Below are 22183 nucleotides of genomic sequence, written 5' to 3' on the forward strand. Positions count from 1 at the left end.
TTACACTTCCTGTCAGTAAAGACCATTACCCTTAAAAGGCGTGCTCATTGCAGATACCGCACCAGGTCGTCCGCCAATTTACGGTCATTACTCAACCGGGGCACTTTGTTCTGTCCTCCCAGCTTACCGACGGATTTCATATAGTCAATAAATCCCTGCCGGCGCACTGTCCTTATTTTCAGCGGCTGTAATACCTGCCCCCGCAGCAGCCCGTCATACAACACATTACGCTGCCGCATCTGGGCGTCTACCTTGTTGGCAAATGCTTCCAGGTTACCAGGGGTATTCTCGAATTCCACAAACCATTCGTGATAAGGCAACCCCTTATCAGGCTGCACACGCGGCGCTACCGTAAATTCCGTGATCCGTACATTCTCCGTAGCAGCCACTTGCAAAAGACTTTGCTCTACCTCTTCTCCTATTACATGTTCTCCAAAAGCAGATATAAAATGTTTGGTCCTCCCGGTTACCACGATCCTGTATGGATCGGTAGACAGGAACTTAACCGTATCACCTATATTATAGGACCAGAGACCTGCATTGCTGCTGATGATCAGTGCGTAATTGACACCTGGCTGCACATCCCGCAAAGAAAGACGGGTAGGCCGCTCCAGGTGTATCTCCTGTGCCGGCACAAATTCATAAAAGATACCGCTATTCGTATTCAGCAATAAACCCTCGTGCTGCTGCGAGTCCTGAAAAGCAAAAAAACCTTCGGAAGCAGGATACGTCTCAATATTGTGCACCGATGCTCCGATAGATTCCTGTATCCTGGCCTTATAAGGCTCAAAGTTTACACCACCGTATACCATCACATCCAGGTTGCGGAACAGCTCCTTGATCTTCTTACCACTACGCTCCATCAATTTATCAAAATACATCTGCATCCAGAGCGGAATACCACTGATCAAAGTCATATTCTGATCAATCGTCTCCTCCACGATCTTATCCAACTTATGCTCCCAATCCTCAATACAATTGGTCTCATAAGTAGGCAACTGGTTAGTACGCAGATAACGGGGCACATGGTGATTCATAATGCCACTAAGCCGCCCGCTGGGTATATTCCCGATCCGCTCCAACTCAGGACTGCCAGACAGAAAGATCAACTTACCATCCGCAAAAGTGGTATTGCCGGTTTCCGCCATATAACAAAGCAATGTATTCCTTGCACTATCCACATGATTGTCGATCGAGTCCTTAGTAATAGGTATATACTTCACTCCACTGGTCGTACCCGAGGTCTTCGCCAGGTAAATAGGAGCACCCGTCCATAATACGTTCTGCCGACCCTCCTTTATCTTATTAATATATGAAGCGAAAGCCTCATAATCACGGATAGGCACCGCCTGTTTATATTCATCGTAAGCATGTATGGCGTCAAACTTATGCTCCTTACCAAAATCGGTCTTCCTGCCTGTTTTGATCAAATCGTCCAGGATAGCGTCCTGGTCTTCCACCGCCCGCTGCATTTCCTTCCGGATGCGATTATACACAATAGAAGCAAATGGTTTGGCCAGCAGTGATTTAAACTTCATGCCGTTTGTTTTAGATAAAATGACAAAAGTAAAAAAATTGCGATGCATCGCACCGGCAAATTAAGTGTTTTTACTCAACCGCTTCCATAGCAGGTTTCAGCAGCTTTGTATGCTTGAAACCGCTCGCAACACCGTATCTGGCTATAGCCGGTAAGTGCTATATATGTATATAAACATTTGTTAAAAAAAACTAAAATTCAGGAATCTACGTATCTTTGAAAAAAATCTGTCTATCTCGATAGCGATTTTGGCTTATTGTATCATCACGCATAAAATACCAGAAAACTTTGTCAATTGAAAAACAAATGGTACTTTTGCGGAAATTATATTTTGGATAATTATGTTTGCAGTTGTAAAAATCGCAGGTCAGCAATTTAAAGTGCAAAAAGACCAGGAAATCTTTGTACAGCAGTTACAGGGAAATATAGGAGATAAAGTGGAGTTCTCTGAAGTGCTGTTAACAGATAATGCTGGCACGCTGACAGTAGGTACTGATGTAAAATCAGTGGTAAAAGCCGAGATCCTCGGTCACGTTCAAGGTGACAAAGTGATCGCCTTCAAAATGAAGAGACGTAAAGGCTTCAGAAAGAAGATAGGTCACCGTACCCACTTTACCAAGATCAAGATCAACGAGATCGCTTAATTTATTATTGACAAAGTAAAAACGTTAAATACAAATGGCACATAAAAAAGGTGAAGGTAGCGTAAAGAACGGCCGTGACTCCCAAAGCAAAAGGCTCGGGGTAAAAATATTCGGAGGTCAGGCAGCACTTTCCGGCAACGTAATCGTTCGCCAGAGAGGTACTGTTTACCACCCAGGTAAAAACGTAGGTGTCGGTAAAGATTTTACCATTTTCGCATTGACTGACGGTGTGGTTGAATTCAGAAAAGGTCGCGAAAACAGAACCTTCGTTTCAGTAAAAGAATTTGACACCACTGCACAGGCGGAAGCTTAATTGTGTAGTGTTTGCCATAAAGTTTTTTTTAATACCCAGATTTTAATTTACTAACCCAAATTCAAAAAACAATGGCAACAATTAAGAAAGCCGCTGCTAAAAAAGCTGCGCCTAAGAAAAAAGCTGCTGCTGCTCCTAAAAAGAAAGCTGCTGCTAAAAAAGCTGCTCCTAAAAAGAAAGCTGCCGCTAAAAAAGCCGCTCCTAAAAAGAAAGCTGCTGCTAAAAAAGCCGCTCCTAAAAAGAAAGCTGCTGCTAAAAAAGCCGCTCCTAAAAAGAAAGCTGCTGCTAAAAAAGCCGCTCCTAAAAAGAAAGCTGCTGCCAAAAAAGCTGCGCCTAAGAAGAAAGCTGCCGCTGCTCCTAAAAAGAAAGCCGCTGCTGCTCCTAAGAAGAAAGCTGCTCCTAAGAAGAAATCTTCTGCACCAGCTGCTCCTCAGGCACCTTCCGCTCCAGCTCTGTAAGTTTACAATTACAAACTGTAGAATAAGTATCCCGGCTCATGCCGGGATATTTTTTTTCCCCATCCCCTATCTCCCCATTTTTACCCGCCATCAAAACCGATAAAGTGATAACTTGCAAGTTGTCAATGCACGACAATTACATCGCTCACACCGGTTCTTATGTTAGATAATTACACCATAGCAGATAACTTCTCCCTGCTTGCAAAACTCATGGAGATACACAGCGAAAATAGCTTTAAAGCCAAATCCTTTTCCAGCGCAGCCTTTACCATAGAAAAACTGCCCGTACAATTGAAAGATACCGCCAGAGACGATATCTTCCGCATCAAAGGAATCGGCGAGTCCACTGGCAAAGGCATCCTCGAAATGTTAGATACCGGCCATTTCTCACTGCTGGAAAATTATCTGCTGAAAACACCGGCAGGCATCCTAGAGATCATGAAGATCAAAGGCCTCGGCCCCAAAAAGATCGCCACCATCTGGAAAGAACTCGAAGTCGAAAGCATGGGCGAACTATTATATGCCTGCAACGAAAACCGCCTCGCACTCCTAAAAGGTTTCGGAGAGAAAACACAGGAAAATGTTAAACAAAGCATCAACTTCTATCTCTCCAACAGAGAACGTTTCCTCTATGCAGAAATCCTCCCACTGGCAGCACAACTCGAACAATCCCTTCAGCAGTTGCTGCAACCAGCACAGGTAACACTCACCGGCCAGATACGCCGCCAGGATATTATCATCGACGATATCGCACTGGTAGCCGCTGCAACACCCTCCACTCTGCAGGAAAAAGTAGCCTCACTCACCGGCCTTACCTTATCAACATCAAACGATGAATCACTAACATGGCAACATGAAAAAGGATTCAAAGTCAAAATATATCACGCTACCAACAATACCTTCGCACAGGTATTATTTAATACCTCCGCTTCCGGTGAATTCCTCCAGGCAGTCAATGAACTACTGCCCACTGCAGACGCCGTTTATACCGACGAACAGGCTATCTTCAGCGCTGCCGGGATCGACTATATAGCTCCTTGCCTCCGGGAAGATCCCAACATCATCACACAAGCAGCCTCTCATCAATTACCTCAACTGATCACCACTGCTGATATAAAGGGTATTATCCACTCCCACAGCCAATGGAGCGATGGACTGTATACCTTGGAAGAAATGGCCCTGGCTGCCAAAGAACAGGGATTCGAATACCTGGTCATCAGCGATCACTCCCGCTCCGCATTTTACGCAAATGGCCTGAGCATCGAACGGATTATAGCTCAACATGCACAGATAGACAGCCTGAATCAACAATTGGCACCATTCCGCATATTCAAAAGCATAGAAGCTGACATACTAAACGATGGCAACCTGGACTATCCAGACGACGTCCTGGCATCGTTCGATCTCGTAATCGCATCCGTACACGCTAACTTGAAAATGCCACAGGATAAAGCCACTTCCAGACTCCTGAAGGCTATCGAGCATCCACATACTACCATACTCGGACATATGACCGGAAGGCTCTTGCTAAGTCGTAACGGCTACCCAGTAGATCATAAAGCGATCATTGACGCCTGCGTCGCCAACCAGGTCGTAATAGAATTAAATGCCCATCCAAGGAGATTGGATATAGACTGGAGCTGGATACCATACGCCCTGGAAAAGGGTGCCCTCATTTCCATAGATCCAGATGCCCATAGCATCAGCGGATACCAGGATATCCACTATGGCGTACTCGCAGCCCAAAAAGGAGGCCTCACCAAAGAACGCAACCTTAGTAGCTATAGTAGGGATATGCTGACAGACTACCTGCTCAAAAGAAAACAGTCTAAAGGTTATTAATACAAACCATGATGAAACTAATTTATATATCTGATGCATTGTGCGGTTGGTGCTATGGCTTCACACCAGTCATCCAACAGATGCAACAACAATATGCCGGACAACTGTCGTTCGAAATACTTTCCGGTGGCATGAACACAGGAGATAACCGTCGCCCTGCAGCAAGCATGCATGGTTATATCATCAAAGCCTATCATAGGGTGGAAGACATGACCGGCGCAAAGTTTGGCCAACCATTCCTGGAGCAATTGCTACCCAGGGAAGACTATCTGCTGGACTCCACACCTCCCGCGTTGGCACTGACTGTGTTCAAATCCTTCCTGCCAGAAAAAGCGATCGATTTTGCACATGAAATACAGATTGCATTCAATTATGAAGGACAATCACTCAACGATAACGATACTTACATCAAACTGATAAAACAGTATGACATAGATCCGGCCGCTTTTATACAACGCTTGCAAAACCCACAATATCTGCAGGAAACCAATCTGGAATTTCAACAGGTAGCTCAATGGGGAATCACTGGCTTCCCTGCCGTCATATTGCAGAAAGATGATCGCTTCTTCCTCGCCGCACGTGGATATGTGCCTGCCGAACAACTACAGACAGCTATTGAACAGGTAAAAACAAAAGAATAAACAACTACGCTTATGCTACATGTAAAAGCAGCCGCCATCACAGATATATCCACTATACAAGCGCTGGCTGACAAAATATGGCCGCCCACCTACGCCGCCATCCTCACACCCGAACAAATCACCTACATGATGGATATGATGTACAGCACATCATCACTGCAGGACCAACTGACTGTTAAAGGACATCATTATCTGATACTGGCCGATGATCAACAACCCATCGGCTATGCTTCCTACAGCACGACATCAGAAACACAAGTATTCAAACTGCACAAGATCTACCTGGATCCCTCACAACAAGGCAAAGGCATCGGCAAATTCTTACTCAATGCAGTAGCCGATCAGGTAAGAGCCGCCGACGGCACGGTCCTGGAATTGGACGTTAATCGCCATAATAAAGCATTACAATTCTACCAAAGCCAGGGATTCAATATAACCGGAGAAAAAGACACAGATATAGGCCGGGGATACCTTATGAATGACTACATTTTGAGAAAGACATTAGTATAAAAAAGTGCAGCCTGGTAGAAATACCAGGCTGTTTCCCAAGTTTAACCATTAAAAAGACACAACTATCTTTAATATTTTCTAGTAAGTGTATTCGGTTCTTTAAATAGTCTTATATCTGTATTTACGACAAAGTATCAACAACGGATTTACCCCTTACTAACTAATCCTGCCCAATGGTCCCTAATACTAAAAGCCTTCCCCGATCCCCCATCTCTATCCCCAGCTGCTACATATATATAGTTACAACACCATATCAATCAATGAAATATAAAAATCACCCCTATACGCACCCCTCCCTTCGTTAACCAGTTATTAACAGTTGGACCATTTTTATTTCCTAGCTTGCCTCCATATTGTGCCCTAGCTGTGTGGATTACTGTCACTTGTGAATGACATCCTGTGTAATGTAAAAAACCCTTGTTCGATGATTTGCCAATAGGTACCAAAATGTATCAGTTTTTTGCCCCGTTTTAAAACCTACCATATGAGTAATGAAACAGATGCTCAATTATTATCAGCAGTGAAGGCTGGCAATATAAAGGCATACAGAAGGCTATTCATGAAATATTACAAACCATTATGCCTGAAAGCCTACCTGGTGCTCGATGATATGCAGCAAGCAGAAACAGCTGTAGAAAACATTTTCGTCCAGCTCTGGGAGCAAAAAGCCTATAAGGATATTCCCAATGCAGTAGGTGGCTACCTGTGTAAATTGGTACATGATAATTGTATCGCAGGATCTATCGACTATCCTCATGTATCTGTCAGGGAAGAACATCCGGAACTCCCCACCTACCCCCAGGCAAAAACTAACCTGGTAACTCCAGACGAATACATACAACGCCTCGTAACTGCTTTACACGACCTGCCCGCCGAACAACAGGAAGTAGTAAAGCTGATATTCGGTAAACAAAAGGAACATGCCGAGGCAGCACAGCTGATGGGCATCAGTGTACATACCATATCCCAGCACCTGTCTCTCGCAATGCAAGAACTACGAAGAGAAATCTTCCTGAATACTTATTGAAAATACTACCACATCTCTCAATGATCACTCATGAGACGGACAAAATATACCAAAGAATACGTCTACCAGTTAATATTAGAAAAACTGCTCGGAGAGATATCCCGCGAAGACGATATTGAACTGGAACGGATCATGCAGCACGATGTACATGCATACATTTGCTGGCTCGATATGAAAGATGCGCAAACCGCCACTAACGGCGAGTTCCTCGACGATGCGAGAGCAGAGCTGACCTGGTGCCGCATTACAGATAAATTAAGCAAGATCCCGGTCGAAGAAGAACCTGTCCTGTTACCGCTTCCCTCTTCCCGTTGGAGATGGGCGGTCGCCGCCATGTTACTGATATGTACAGGCACTGCTTATTTCCTCTATCTTTCTACCAAGACCCATCTGCCCATAATTCCCGGGATCAGCATGAACAACCAGTCGGTGACGCCTTCCGTACAACCAGGGACCACCGTACAGGGACATTTTACACCTGTATCGCCTCCTAACTTTACAGACACCGGAAAAACAATTATCACCCACCTCGACAGTAGCGCAATACTAGCTGCCCAACTCAAACAAGACTCTATAGACGATGTCAATACAGAATGGAATACCCTCACCGTTCCAGCTAAAGTCGACTATAAATTCGACCTCTCCGATGGTACAGAAGTACACCTGAACGCAGCCTCCACCCTCCGCTTTCCCTTCATATTCCCGGGTAAGACCCGCGAAGTTTACCTGGAAGGCGAAGCCTACTTCACCGTAGCACATAATCCTAAACAACCTTTCATCGTCCATACTAATACCACCTCTATCAGGGCCCTGGGAACCGCATTCAACGTCAATTCCTACGATGCCGATCAAACCACTACCTCGCTGGTACAAGGCTCCGTTGTCACAGACGTAGGCGATAGTCTCGATGTCGTACTAAAGCCAGGATACCAGGCCATCTATAAAGCAGGCGAACGTTTTAAGATAAAACGCTTCGACGAGGAAATGACCCTCTCCTGGCGTAATGGTATCTACGCCTTCAAAAATAAAACCCTGAAAGAATTGGCTCCCGTAATGGAAAGATGGTATGGCATGAAAATGATCATAGACGCAACCCCATTACTTACACAGACATTTACCGGAAGTATTGAACGCGAAAAGCCGTTAGACATATTCCTCCGCTCTTTACGCGAAACAACAACATTGGACTATTATATACTTGGCAGCACCATCCACTTTAAAATAAAAGAAGTGGTCAGTGAAGTAGCAGACATGTATGACTAACAAAAAGCATTTTCATAACAATTAAAAAAGGGATGACCGTACGGCCATCCCTTTTTTAATTGTCGAATACGTTTATTTTACAGACAGCACCGTCTCTCCCGCATCATTATCATCATCATGAATAATAGCCAGCGCTGTATTTAGTTTCAGGTCGGGTACTATCTTCAGAATACCTATATTAGCTGCACTGGTAGCTTCTCTCAATTTCAATACAACAGATGCATCATTTTCCTTGATCCGGTCATTCACCAAAGCTACTTGTATATCCGTCTCACTAAATGCACAATCTCCCGTGATCTTTACCATATCTCCGTTCATGATCACATAATCTCGCCCGTTAGCCGCGGTACTGGAGGAGTCCACAGAGAAATATATATTGATATCACTACCGGTGCAATTCGTTTGTACACTCTGATCAGCAGCTTTCACCAGGATACATTTAAACATACTTACCGGAGCAGTACTGGACTCGTTCGCATCAGTCAACTTCACCAGCGTGATATAAGCAGCCTGATCATGAATATACTGAGAGGCCGAAATAGAAGTTACATCTCCATTATACCCCACATTTGCTTCATTATCTGCTTTGATCTCACTTAATACCAACACTACAGTTTCTGCCAGTTCAAATCGATTATCGTCTTTTACTTTTACAGATAAAGAGGCAGTAGATGCACCGCTGGCTATTTCAAACGGAGCCTTCAGACTATTCACAAAATCCGCTCCGGCTAAGGCTGTACCATTACCAAATTTATAGGTCAGTTTCACCGGCTTAGTCGTCGCGTTTACCAACGGCGTATTATCCCGCTTAAATAAACCGGCAGCAAAAAGTACATCCGTTGCAGGTTCAGCACCGGCGTTTCCGCCGGTGAATTTAACAATAGCTGGTTGGTCCAGGATAGCCACCTCTCCCTTCGCCTTAGTCAGGTGCAGCTCAGACGCATCCAGTAATTCGACATGGAATGACTCTTTTCCTTCCAGTAAATTATCGCTCTTGATGGGTATCTGTATCGTCTTGGAAATAATCGCTCCGGCAGCATACTCAGAAGGCACAAAAGAAATAGTTCCTTCCGTTGCGTCGAAATCAGCAGTACCTGCACCTGTTTTGTTAGCGATAGCTTTATAATGCACATTTACCGGCGTCCGCACACCGTTACTGCGTAAGAAACCGGATAACGTAATGGTCATCGTCGCATTCGCTAAACCATTCAATGGTTCGGATACAACAATATCATTAATCGTTACACCATGGCTGATCTTTATAATACGGTTACCATCGTGTTCACCACCGCCAGCAGCCAATATTTCACCGGCGGGGCTCATTAACAATGCGGACAGGGTAGTCTTGGCATCATATTTACCCAACTCCTTATCAAACATCATCTCACCATCAGGACTGAACTTCATCAGCCGATAACCCTCTCTAGCCACCACACAGATCTCGTCATCTTCCGTCAGCAATAAATGCTGGAATAAGGTTCCTGCGTTCTTATTTACCTGTAGGGTACCATCAGGTAACAACTTCACAATCTTACCTGTATTGCTATTGATGTTCCCGCCGGCAGCCACCACACGTCCGTTTTTACCTACCTCAAGGGCATACAAGGCGGCATCTATCTCCTTATTAAAAAGCTCTGTTCCATCCGGACGTAATTTGACTAACCGGCCTTTATCCTTCTCTTCCGCACAGGCAAATATCTGGCCAAGGTCGTTTACTTTCATGGCGTTAAATTTACCATCTACAGTGCTATACTCTTTATCAAACACAACCTGTCCTTCGTTGTTAACTTTGGCAATACGACTGGCGTTCCCGGTACCATAAGCACCTCCTCCCATCGCAAGCACAGCACCATCCTCTAGCAATAACATTTTCTCGAATACAGCCCCGGGTTTACCAAAACTCAATTCAAACTGCTTCTCTCCTTTTCCATCTATCTTTACCATATAAGCTTTCCCTTCTCCATCACCAGCATCACCACCAACGGCAACGATGTTCTCGTCCTCATCTATTAATACATTCGAGAGCAGGCTATGTGCACCGAATGCCTTATCAAATTCTATCTTTCCATCCGAAGCAAACTTAGTGATACGGGCCTGTGCCGGCTTGCTGCCGTCAACACCAACAGCGATAATATTACCGTGACGATCCAGGATCACTTTAGCATAAAAACCGCCTTGTCCATTACCAATACTTTTGTCAAACACCACCTCTCCGTTCGAAGTAAGTTTGGTGATACGGGCATTACCATAAGCAATCGTTCCACCACCTACAGCGATGATATCCCCTTTGGGCAATAGCAGTAAGTCCTGGTAAGCAACAAGACCTCCCTTGTTAAGCTTGGTATTAAAAATAAGATTGCCGGCAGCAGATAGCTTCGTAATACATCCATTATCCAATCCTCCACCGATGGCAACAATAGCATTTCCTTCTGCTATCGCTAGCTTCTGATATTGATTTTTAGGGCTACCGAAGCTCTTATTGAATACAACAGGCATTTCCTGCGCCCGGGATATAGCCCCCATTCCCAACAACAGGAACAACGAAACAATTTTTTTCATTTCCTTTACTTTTGATATGCAAATGTTTTTTTTAGTTAGCTGATATACTCACCTCACAACGACGATTAATACCTTGTGCCTGAAGGAACAATGCCTTATCCTGCGAAATGGTATCCTGCTCTACAGCCAGCAGTGGTTTGGTCGAGCCAAAATAACTCACCTTGATACGGGCGGGATCCACTCCGCGGCTTCTTAAACTTTCCTTTATATACATTGCCCGGTTCTTCGAAAGATTAAGATTGTGTGACTCAGGTCCTGTCACGTCTGCATGACCTGCCACCAGGAAAGTACGCTCAGGATGTCTCTTCCAGTCCAGAAAAAGAGTATCTAACTTATACCACTCCTGATCCTGTGGCACATACGAATCCAGATCAAAATAGATAACACCGGGGTCCTTTTTCTTGGCAACAAATGCCGACCCTGTTTCAGTTAATGCCCGCTCTTGCTCATTATGAACTATCGCCTGTTTCACGGGCTCCGATAACGGTGTATCTCCTTCCTTATTACCTACATAAGTAATAACAGCCCGGTTCGATGGAGTAACGGTATAAGGTACCTTCTCCTCCTGTTTTACCGGTCTGCCGGGCACAGGTAAATCCAGTTGAGGAAGCATATGCTTCTTCAGATTAAGTACATAAATGTGATCATTGTCGTGAATCCCTGAACGATCCGAGGTGAAATATAAAAGCGAATGCGCCTGATCCAATACAGGATTCAGGTCATCAAACTGTGTATTCACAGGATAGGGCAAATGCACAGGCGCAGTATCTTTTTCATTCAATTTGGCAATAAAAATATCCAGTCCGCCAAAACCAGGCAAGCCATTAGATGCAAATAGTAACTTTTCCTCAAAGAAAAACGGGTATAGTTCATTCCCGTTTGTATTAATACCTGGTCCAAGATTGACAGGCGCCTTCCAGCGCTTCTCCTTTTTATCCCAGTCCGTATAGTAAATATCTGTCCCGCCATAACCCCCAGGCATATCCGATGCAAAATATAACCGCTTACCCTTATTTGCAATAGATGGATGGAGGAAAGAGTAATTATCAGAACGTCCATATAACCTTAGAGGCGCTGGCTTACTCCAGGTATCCTGCTGCGGCTGATAACTGGCACTGAGTAATTGTGTGGTGTTTTTATTACTAATGAAAGATTGCTTTTCAGTTTTTACATCATTATACCTGTTCGACGTAAAAATTACCTTATGCCCGTCTTCATAAAATGCTGCCGGCCCTACCTGCAAAACACCACGAAGCGTATGATTGAATGGAGCTATGCCATCTTCCGTGATCATATACAACCTGGAATTCGTATAGAATGATTGTGCTTTATCCTTCTTTACTTCATTAGATATAAACACAATATCATTCCTGTACAAGGCAAGACCATACTGATAGCCTGGTAAACTCAGCCGGAGACTGTCCACCTTCATATGACGTAAGGAATCCGGATTAAAAAAGCTATAAAAATTATCCAGTGAACGCTGCAAGTTCGTAAATCGGGCATTTTCATTAAAGCTCTTTGCATAAAGCTCCGTAGTTTTCCTGGCCTTCGAAATGCGACCCGTACGCTTCAGCAGATCTATATAGTTGATCACATCCGTTACCCAAACATCCTTCTGCGGTGTCTGTAGTAATTCATCATAAAGGCTGATCGTTTTCTCGAACTGCCGGGTTTCAAAATAAATACGTGCCAGCTGCAATTTGGCACCGCGAAGCAAAGCTTCATCCCGGTTGCCATTGTTCAACACCGCACTGCATAGGGAAATCGCTTTTTCATATTCCTGCCTCTTATATAACCGCTCAGCCCGTTGCACCTTACCCCGGTCACCAAGAGCACTGTTGGTTATTTTACAGGACGCAAACAAGATCATCAAACCTGGCAAAAATAGCAGTACCTCGAACAGTTGACGACGTCTAGTTCTGATCATTATACATGGTTATTTTGAGAAATTAAAAATATCGTGGAGATACCACCCTCCATTTTGACCAGGCAAAACGGTAGTTAAGCATAAGCTCGTGGGAAGCGGATTGCCCCATCTTAAGGTTAGAAGCCATAGGCGCGTCATACGCATAACCAACCTGAAAGTGTTTGGATATTTGTACCTGCACAAGTCCGGTAACCGTCTTCTCCGAACGCCAGGAAGCTCCCAACCAAACCAGATTCTTCAACAACACATTTACATTCAAATCATAAGCCCAGGTAGTACCTTGCACCTTTCTTATCAATACGTTAGGTTTGAACTTGACCTTATCATCCAGGTCAAATAAATAGCCTGCCTGAAAATAATAGTGAGTACGGGTAGACACTTTATTCACACTCTTTCCTATATCAAAACTGCGGAAGGTAGGTGCAGAGAATCCGGCAAAAAAACGTTCCGTAAATAACATGAAGCCAAATCCTATATCCGTCTTCCAATATCGTTGGTCCTGCGCAAAAACCGGATCAGTTGTCGACAGCAAACTATTGTTTTCCCGGTATTGCACCATTCCTGCCTTTACCCCCATAGCCAGGTAAAGTTTTTCATTAAGTTTCACCCGCTGAGATACATGAAAACTACCTCCCGTCCTGGATTGTACACCGATCTTCTCACTAAGCGCGCTGAATCCTAAACTGGTACTAGTCGCTTTTACAGGTGAATAGAAAGAAAAAGTGGCGGTCTTCGGCGCTCCATCTATTCCCGTCCACTGGTTCCTTCCTACTACAGTCAAACTGGAAGATTCATCCATACTGGGATATGCAGGATTGATGATCATACCGTTGAACATATACTGCGAATAAATCGGGTCCTGCTGTGCCTGCACTCGCAAACAACCACACAGATAAAATACTACCAGGTAAAATGTTCTTAAAAGGAATTGCTTCATAGGTTTCGAACTTAATAAATGGACATCCTGTAAATATCTGTCAACGTTTTATTACAATAAATCCGGTATATCTTTCGGCCTTTCCGTTATTATCCCATATATTGACAATATAGAAGTAAGTACCATCAGCAACATCTCCACTGGCTCCTACATTGGAACGTCCCTTAAAGTTGTTGGACTTATTATCATATCCCTTCAAGCGGAACACCGCACCACCCCAACGATTGAATACTATCACTTCGTTACGTGGGAACTTCTCTATATTTTCAATATACATGACATCATTACCCTTACCATCCCCATTAGGTGATATAGCAGGATGCACCCGGATCAATCCCCTGTTATCATCTCTCCACCGCTTATCTGTAGTCCACTTTTCCACAGTATCAGGCACACCATCATTATCAGAATCCGGATCCAGAAAATCCGGAATACCGTCACCATCTGTATCATCATCGTAAGGATCTCCATTACCATTTACGTCTTCCTCCCCGTCTGTTAACCCATCCCCATCCGAATCACATTTCATACACATTGCATCATCATTTAAAATGATACCGACTGCCTTATCTGGTTGAATGATATTAGGAACATACTGACCAGATGGCACCGTCGCCTTCAGCAGATGTATGCCAAACGACTCATGACGCTCAAAAATAGTATCCCCGACAAGCGGCACCCTAATTGCTCCCGCAGATTGCCCGGCAGGAATAACGACGGTGGTGACGCTATTATCGAAGTCAACACCTGGTGTCGCTTCATCTGTCATAATAGAAGCCCCCCCATTCGGAACAACTGTATACTCATACTGTAAAGTAATTGGCCTTGAACTGCGACGGTTCATTTTAATATCAAAAGATAGCTGTTGCTCATTACCGGGACTCCCCTCCTTACTGCGATACTCTCCTGTACTGAATGATAGCTCCATCGGATCATTGTCTGTAATAGCCACCTTCGTCTGGTACTTTATACCTTGTTTATATAAAGGCGTGCTACTACCAGGCTGATATGGCAGAACATTCAGGTCAAGGAAACCTTCATCATCGTTAACATCGTTATCTTTCGTACGGGCCTTAAATACATACTCGTGAGCTCCGGCCGGTAATACAACTGACAACGTCTCATCACTAATGGCTCCGGCATCCGATTCAGCAACCCGCGCATTGTCTGTTTTCACTTGGATCCGTATCGGTAGATCATACACTGCCGTATTCGCTGACCTTATTTTGTAAGATACCGGCTCCCCTTCGTCTACCGTTACTGCATCCGTTATTAACTCCACTATAAGCGTATCATTATCCATTAATGACATCTTCGCTGTAGGATCAAGCGCTAACATCCATTTTACTCCGGAGATAGGCGCATTTGCGTGCTGTAACGTAACATCTATACTTTCCGTACCCTCTACTAATGCATCGTCTATTGGGATAGCGGTAAGTAATACACCATTCTGGAATGCAGGGATAATAACTTTTGAGGGCAATGCAATATAATCGACACCAGCGGTAGCTGTCCCAACGGTAGATAGGTCAACCTGTACGTCCTTCACTGCTGCCAGCTGCGTATTACTGAATCTGACACGGAATGTTCCTGCTGTAGCCGGTTCTGAAGCGTCTGCGATCTTCTCAATCATAATACGCCTTTCATCCGCCTTTGACCCGCTTTCTGCACTTTCATCGTCCGTTATAGTCATTGTAAGTGGTAACTCCTCTACGTCAAAAGCGATAATACCCGTATTTCGTTTCATCTGAGCAGCCTGCAGGGTCAATGTAATGGTTTCATCCCCTTCTATCAGCAGATCATCTTTTACCTTTACCCGTACTTCAGTGCTATTCTTTCCTGCTGTAATAATGGCTGTATTCCCCAATGGTTGCATATCATCTGCATCCGCTGTAGCACTGGTATTAAAGAAGATCCGGATATCAGCTCCGGCCACCGAAGTGCCTGGCAGTTTAATAACATAGACACCATCTGTGGAAGGTTCCGCCGCATCCGCTGTTTTTAATAACTGTATCTTAAAATCATTTGCCTCCGGTATAGTGACCGCTGCTGGCTGAGTAACCGGATAATCAGCTGTCGTAACAGCAAACTTCAACGTCTCAGGCCCCTCTACGATATTGTCATCTGTAATATTTAGCGTAAACACCTCCTGATTGGTATATGCAGGGATAACAACCTTCGCAGGAATACCATTATAGTCTGCATTATCTGCCGTAGACACGGCATCCCTTACAATATCAATAGTAATATCCTCGTCTGCAGTGATCTGGTTATTCACAAACCCTATCACGACCTGTGAATGACTACCCTCGTGCAGCACCGCAGAATCAATGTACATGCGCAGCTGCCTGTTACCAGGAATAGTGTGTGTAATGTCATCTATCAGGATATCAATACTATCTGCAGACACACCACTGAAATTAGTCACCGTCCCCGTCAATCTCAATAACTCAGTCTTCTCCAGAATATTATCAGCTAAAGCCTTCAGTGAAAATTCTACATAACTTTCAGTAGGCTGTATAGTAAAATCAACAGGCACATCCGCGTAATCACTGACAACTGCCTTAGATAAAGCGCTACGATCGATACTTACTTGCAATGGTTTATAAGGGCGTATACCTGCTGGTAAGCCAGCACGGATCTTCAGCACACTTCCTTCCGCTACATGATTGTTGCCAGCTGGTACCACTTCAAAATGTACCTTCCTGTTAGCTGGGTTACCACCCGTTTCATCAGTGATCATCAGCTTGATAGAATCTTTCTTGAAACCAGGAGCTGTCATCAAGACTTGTAACGTTTCCGTTTCTTCTAATATATTATCCGCTAACGCCCGGATCACCGTTGTTGTAACGGCAGAAGTGCCCTTTGCAATAGTAACCGATTGATTAACATTAGTATGATCATCGTCGGCAGCGGTAGAACTATTGCCTTTGCTAATATTTAATACGAATGGATAACCGGCTTTCAAATTACCTGGCAAACCAATTGTTACAGTGGCTCCCACCATATGGCCTTCCCCGATACTGTTATGGCTGGCATTTAGTACTAAGGCCATATCAGGCTGGTAGTCCATGTCCCTTAACTGTATGCTGACTGGGTCTACTGTAATCCCTGTAAACCCACTACCACTGGCATCAAGCTGCAGCACTTCGTCCATAGGCCCTTCCAGATAGTCATCATCCATTATATGAATAGTAGCGTCTACACTATTCCCGATAAGTTTAACAGGTACGGACAGATTATAATCTTCTGCACTGGCAGTCACACTGGCATCTGCAGAAAGTACTATCGTTAGTGGTATCTCAACCTCTGTAGTAATCCCGGCAGGTAACCGGTAGGTCAGCTGGTAATCTTTCCCCTCTTCCATTATAGCAGCCGCACTGACAGTAATCATTTTATTAGCTGCTATCTCGCTGGTCTTGTCAATTATATTGCCTTTAATAGCCGCTACCGACAATCCAGGTACACCAGTGGCCACACCAGTTACTTGATAGGCTTCTGTAGCCTCCAGTATTTGATCTGTATTTGCTGCCAAAAGACTCGTCGACACCACAGACGTCTCCATACTTCCAAGTGTGATCGTAGTAGCCGATAAAGTATAATCAGTTGCTGCAGCTCCGGGCAATAGCAGATCCTTCGTCAGCGTTACCGTGATAGGCACACTGGCCTTTATACCACTGTTCTTAAATCGTAAAGTCACATTACTGCTCTCTCCCTCTTTCAGATCACCCTGATCCGCTACCAATTCCATCTTTAGGTTATCAGCCGTGGCAGTTGCATCCTTCAATGTCAGCGATATCGAATCCGTCTTGAAGCCGCCGGCTGTCATCACTACCTGCAACACCTCATCAGGCTCCAGGATATTATCTGTCATCGCGGTAATTGCCGTAGTAGTGGCATCACTACTACCTTGTAGGATTGTAATGCTCTGCACAATATTATTATGATCTCCGTCTGAAGCACTGGAACTGCTGCCCTTGCTAATAGAAAGCACCAGCGGATAACCAGCCTTCAAATTACCGGGTAAGCTCACCGTAACCTTGGCACCGGTAACATCACCCTCGGTTATAGTAGCTTCACTCCGGCTCAGCACCAACGCCATATCCGGCGTATAATCCATATCCTTCAACTGGATAGTCACAGGACTGATCTGTATGCCGGAGAAAGCAAACGAACTGCTCTCCAGCTTTAACAACTCATTCACAGGACCTTCCAGTAAGTCGTCATCTGTAATGTGGATATCTACTGTACTGCTCGCACTACCGGCCATGATCTTGGCTGCTACCGGCAGACTGTAATCTGAGGTACTTGCGGTAGATCCTACAAAATAAGTAGTCGTAATAGGGATGTCCACCTCTGTGCTGATATCCGTCGGCAGGCTAAACGTAAGCGGATAATCCTTCCCTTCTTCCATCACAGTAGCAGCACTCACACTGATCCGTTTATTAGCGGGATCATCTCCCGTTGCATCGGATATATTACCATTCACAGGCGCTACCGTCAAGCCGGAGATACCACTCGCTACACCCGTTATCCGGTAGGCTTCCGTAGCCTCCAGTATCTTATCTGTATTCGCTGCCAAAAGACTCGTCGACACCACAGACGTCTCCATACTTCCAAGTGTGATCGTAGTAGCCGATAAAGTATAATCAGTTGCTGCAGCTCCGGGCAATAGCAGATCCTTCGTCAGCGTTACCATGATAGGCACACTGGCCTTTATACCACTGTTCTTAAATCGTAAAGTCACATTACTGCTCTCTCCCTCTTTCAGATCACCCTGATCCGCTACCAATTCCATCTTTAGGTTATCAGCCGTGGCAGTTGCATCCTTCAATGTCAGCGATATCGAATCCGTCTTGAAGCCGCCGGCTGTCATCACTACCTGCAACACCTCATCAGGCTCCAGGATATTATCTGTCATCGCGGTAATTGCCGTAGTAGTGGCATCACTACTACCTTGTAGGATTGTAATGCTCTGCACAATATTATTATGATCTCCGTCTGAAGCACTGGAACTGCTGCCCTTGCTAATAGAAAGCACCAGCGGATAACCAGCCTTCAAATTACCGGGTAAGCTCACCGTAACCTTGGCACCGGTAACATCACCCTCGGTTATAGTAGCTTCACTCCGGCTCAGCACCAACGCCATATCCGGCGTATAATCCATATCCTTCAACTGGATAGTCACAGGACTGATCTGTATGCCGGAGAAAGCAAACGAACTGCTCTCCAGCTTTAACAACTCATTCACAGGACCTTCCAGTAAGTCGTCATCTGTAATGTGGATATCTACTGTACTGCTCGCACTACCGGCCATGATCTTGGCTGCTACCGGCAGACTGTAATCTGAGGTACTTGCGGTAGATCCTACAAAATAAGTAGTCGTAATAGGGATGTCCACCTCTGTGCTGATATCCGTCGGCAGGCTAAACGTAAGCGGATAATCCTTCCCTTCTTCCATCACAGTAGCAGCACTCACACTGATCCGTTTATTAGCGGGATCATCTCCCGTTGCATCGGATATATTACCATTCACAGGCGCTACCGTCAAGCCGGAGATACCACTCGCTACACCCGTTATCCGGTAGGCTTCCGTAGCCTCCAGTATCTTATCTGTATTCGCTGCCAAAAGACCCGTCGACACCACAGACGTCTCCATACTTCCAAGTGTGATCGTAGTAGCCGATAAAGTATAATCAGCCGCTGCAGCTCCGGGCAATAGCAGGTCCTTCGTCAGCGTTACCGTGATAGGCACACTGGCCTTTATACCACTGTTCTTAAATCGTAAAGTCACATTACTGCTCTCTCCCTCTTTCAGATCACCCTGATCCGCTACCAATTCCATCTTTAAGTTATCAGCCGTGGCAGTTGCATCCTTCAATATAAATGTAACGGAGTCTCTCTTAAAGCCGGAGGCATCCATTACAATCACTAACTGCTCATCTCCCTCAAGTATATTATCTGCTGTAGCAGTAACGCCGCTCAGGGAAGTCGACTTGCTCCCTTCACTGATATGTAATACAGCAGCCACATTACTATGATCGCCGTCATCAGCAGTACTGCTGATACCTTTTGTAATTGTCAGGGGAATTTCATACCCGGCCTTCAAACCGTCCGGCAATGAAAAAGTGACATCACGGCTATCTATTCCTCCTTCATTGATCTCAGCCGTCGCGGCTACGCCCGCTTTTGTAACAGATAAAACAAGGTGGTCTGCAAAATCTGCATCCTTCATCTGTACAACGCCGGCAGCCACGGTAAAAGTGGTTAATCCATCACCAGCACTGCCGCCAATCGTAAGTTCCTCTGTTCTTTCCAGTAAGTCATCATGTAATATGCTGAAAGGAATCGTTGTATTATTTCCCGTGTTAAGCGTGACAGTCGTGGTATTCAATTTATAGTCCGAAGCAGTTACGCCGGCACCCCCTGTAGCCGTCAACTGAATAGTGATAGGCACTACCGTTGTAATGCCCTCTGGTAGATGTAGCACAAGGTTACCATCATAGCCTTCATCTAATGGTAGCGTCACATTGGCAGTATCTAACGCCACCCGGACAACCGTATAGGCCGGATTGGTCCGCGTTATGTCCCTGATGTCTACTGTAGCAGCAGCCGACTTAGCCTGCCCCATCACATCTGCTTCCACCGTCAAATTCAGCTTTTCTAAGGGTTCCAGGATCATATCCGGTAAAGCTACAATGGAAATATCAGCACCGTTTTTCCCAGCTGGTATAGTAACTGTGGACGGAATAGTAAAATCCGCTCCTTCACTTGCAGTAGAAGATGAGGCACTTTTAACCGTCACTGCTATGGCCTCGGAGGCCAGTACACCTGTCGGCAGATGCACAACAGCCGTCTGTGTACTTCCCTCATCTATAGGTAGTACGGCCAATGAAAGCTCTCTGGGTTCATCATCGGTGATCTCATAGACACATGAGGATGCCGCCGGGTCAATATTTACCAGTGTATTACAGGTAGATTCGAGCTTCCACTTCATGCTACGGCTATACTGTAATGTTGTATTCCCCTTTATGCGGATATTATTAAGCGCCAACACCGTTTCCCCCATGCGATAGTCTCCTGCAGGGATCAAAAAACCTTCCTGATAGTCATAATCCACTCCCTTTTCAGCACGATGCGGCGATGTATAGGTATTGTCATGAACAATCCGTACAAACTGTGGCGTATTCAGCTTACCTCCCGATACTTTAATACTCAATCCCTGTATAGCCGCTTCCGTATTACCTTCCGCATGTTGAGCAGTAGGGCTGGCAAATGCTACCTGTACCGGTGAGAAATCGATGCCCGGCACATCCTGTACTTCCAACACAGGATCATATTGGTTCTTAGAAACACCGTATCCTACCATGATACGGGCAGTCTTAAACTGCTGTTCAAATACGCTTCCCAGGTCTTTATGCACGGAAATACCAACAGGAACAGCATCCATGATGGTTTTTACAATAGAAGGTAACGTTCCATCATCATAACGACGTAAATGGTTACCAGCCGACGTGATATTATAAGATTTGAAACTAGGGTAAGTCTTAAAAACATGAGAACGTGGGGTCTCTAACCCCAATCCGCCATCCTGCCCGGCAGCCCTGTATAAACCTACGGTAGCCGGATTAGATGATGGTGCAATAAAGCCGGTAGATTTACTGCTGACAGGCAACTGGTTAGTAAGCGCCGGATCTGCCCCCATTACACCCACCTCCGAAAGATACAGATGGGCATTGGTCATAAACCATTCCCCCTGATAGGTCTCCGGAGGTAACTGCAATACATAGTCCAACATGAAATAGTCCTTACCTTGTTGATAGCTAAGGTTCATTATCAGGTTGGCAGTGGTATTGTAAAGCCCCTGTACCGTACCCACCATCTGTACCTGCCAGGGATCATTTAAGGTACCTGTACCCGCTAACGGCGAAACATAACATATCTGAGGTTGATGCCAACCGGAAGTATCGTAAGGGGCAAGGCTGATAAAATTGACATTGGTATTAATGCCTTTTGTAAGACCCGCTCCATTATAAGTTTCTGTCTTGCTATTGCGAGTAACCGCATAACTGCCGTCCTTATATATATCTATCTTAAGATCAGATAACGATACCCCTCCCGAAGGATTGATAGTAACAGCTATCTGAGCTATAGAACGACTGCAAAACATCGACAGCACTGCAATCAGGAGATATTGCCCCCACCTGGACAAGAGGATATTAGACATAGGAATCATAATCTTCACAGGATAGGAATAACATAATTAACGTGTAATTTCTATTTATCCATAGCCATAATCATAACAAGGCCAATACCGGTATAGGAATGAAGGCGGCCAGCCGTATAGAAAAACCATTAAATATGACGCTCTCTTACACTGTAATAATGATACAGCTTCTATCCATGCTGGCTGCGGTATAGGGAAGCGGAAATCGAGGGCCTTCCCGGTCGCTCTCTATCGATAAATAGGGCAAAAAATTCAACTAATACATCAATTTACACTATTATGATATACTCACTTA

13 protein-coding genes are annotated in these 22183 nt (G+C 44.9%); 8 read left to right on the forward strand and 5 right to left on the reverse strand.

What is annotated here, in order from left to right; all coding sequences use genetic code 11:
- Nucleotides 1–44: 44 nt before the first annotated feature.
- Nucleotides 45–1538 carry a GH3 auxin-responsive promoter family protein gene (locus KTO58_RS16470; RefSeq protein ID WP_095838320.1) on the reverse strand — a complete coding sequence of 498 codons (1494 nt, stop codon included), beginning with the start codon at nt 1536–1538 and terminating at the stop codon, nt 45–47.
- 340 nt (nt 1539–1878) lie between these two features.
- On the opposite strand from KTO58_RS16470, the gene rplU reads away from it, so the two are divergent.
- The 8 genes from rplU (at nt 1879) to KTO58_RS16510 (ending at nt 8235) form a co-directional block, all read left to right on the forward strand.
- On the forward strand, nt 1879–2181 hold the full coding sequence (gene rplU, locus KTO58_RS16475; protein ID WP_095838319.1) for a 50S ribosomal protein L21: 303 nt from the start codon (nt 1879–1881) through the stop codon (nt 2179–2181).
- 34 nt (nt 2182–2215) lie between these two features.
- Nucleotides 2216–2494 carry a 50S ribosomal protein L27 gene (gene rpmA / locus KTO58_RS16480; protein ID WP_095838318.1) on the forward strand — a complete coding sequence of 93 codons (279 nt, stop codon included), beginning with the start codon at nt 2216–2218 and terminating at the stop codon, nt 2492–2494.
- A 71-nt stretch (nt 2495–2565) separates the two neighbouring features.
- Nucleotides 2566–2952: a hypothetical protein gene (locus KTO58_RS16485; protein WP_225859794.1), complete on the forward strand. Its 387-nt coding sequence runs from the start codon at nt 2566–2568 to the stop codon at nt 2950–2952.
- A 159-nt stretch (nt 2953–3111) separates the two neighbouring features.
- The gene (locus KTO58_RS16490) at nt 3112–4794 is read left to right on the forward strand and encodes a DNA polymerase/3'-5' exonuclease PolX (RefSeq protein ID WP_095838317.1); all 1683 of its coding nucleotides are present in this window, start codon (nt 3112–3114) and stop codon (nt 4792–4794) included.
- An 8-nt stretch (nt 4795–4802) separates the two neighbouring features.
- Nucleotides 4803–5435, forward strand: coding sequence for a DsbA family protein (locus KTO58_RS16495; RefSeq protein WP_095838316.1), 633 nt, complete (start codon nt 4803–4805; stop codon nt 5433–5435).
- 12 nt (nt 5436–5447) lie between these two features.
- The gene (locus KTO58_RS16500; protein WP_095838315.1) at nt 5448–5945 is read left to right on the forward strand and encodes a GNAT family N-acetyltransferase; all 498 of its coding nucleotides are present in this window, start codon (nt 5448–5450) and stop codon (nt 5943–5945) included.
- A 484-nt stretch (nt 5946–6429) separates the two neighbouring features.
- Nucleotides 6430–6972, forward strand: coding sequence for an RNA polymerase sigma factor (locus tag KTO58_RS16505; RefSeq protein ID WP_095838314.1), 543 nt, complete (start codon nt 6430–6432; stop codon nt 6970–6972).
- 30 nt (nt 6973–7002) lie between these two features.
- A complete protein-coding gene (locus KTO58_RS16510) occupies nt 7003–8235 on the forward strand; it encodes a FecR family protein (RefSeq protein WP_095838313.1) in 1233 nt (410 codons plus the stop codon).
- A gap of 72 nt (nt 8236–8307) precedes the next feature.
- Here the strand turns inward: KTO58_RS16510 and KTO58_RS16515 are convergent, their stop codons facing one another.
- Genes KTO58_RS16515 through KTO58_RS16530 form a run of 4 tightly spaced genes read right to left on the reverse strand, consistent with a single transcriptional unit; the run spans nt 8308 to nt 21888 of the window.
- The gene (locus KTO58_RS16515; protein ID WP_095838312.1) at nt 8308–10794 is read right to left on the reverse strand and encodes a Calx-beta domain-containing protein; all 2487 of its coding nucleotides are present in this window, start codon (nt 10792–10794) and stop codon (nt 8308–8310) included.
- A 31-nt stretch (nt 10795–10825) separates the two neighbouring features.
- Nucleotides 10826–12724, reverse strand: coding sequence for an OmpA family protein (locus KTO58_RS16520; protein ID WP_095838311.1), 1899 nt, complete (start codon nt 12722–12724; stop codon nt 10826–10828).
- Between the two features lie 22 nt (nt 12725–12746).
- Nucleotides 12747–13661 (reverse strand): PorP/SprF family type IX secretion system membrane protein, encoded by a 915-nt coding sequence (locus KTO58_RS16525; protein WP_095838310.1) that lies wholly within the window; start codon nt 13659–13661, stop codon nt 12747–12749.
- A gap of 40 nt (nt 13662–13701) precedes the next feature.
- On the reverse strand, nt 13702–21888 hold the full coding sequence (locus KTO58_RS16530) for a Calx-beta domain-containing protein (RefSeq protein ID WP_198315214.1): 8187 nt from the start codon (nt 21886–21888) through the stop codon (nt 13702–13704).
- Between the last annotated feature and the right edge of the window lie 295 nt (nt 21889–22183).

Source organism: Chitinophaga pendula (genome assembly GCF_020386615.1).
GTDB classification, from domain to species: Bacteria; Bacteroidota; Bacteroidia; order Chitinophagales; family Chitinophagaceae; genus Chitinophaga; species Chitinophaga pendula.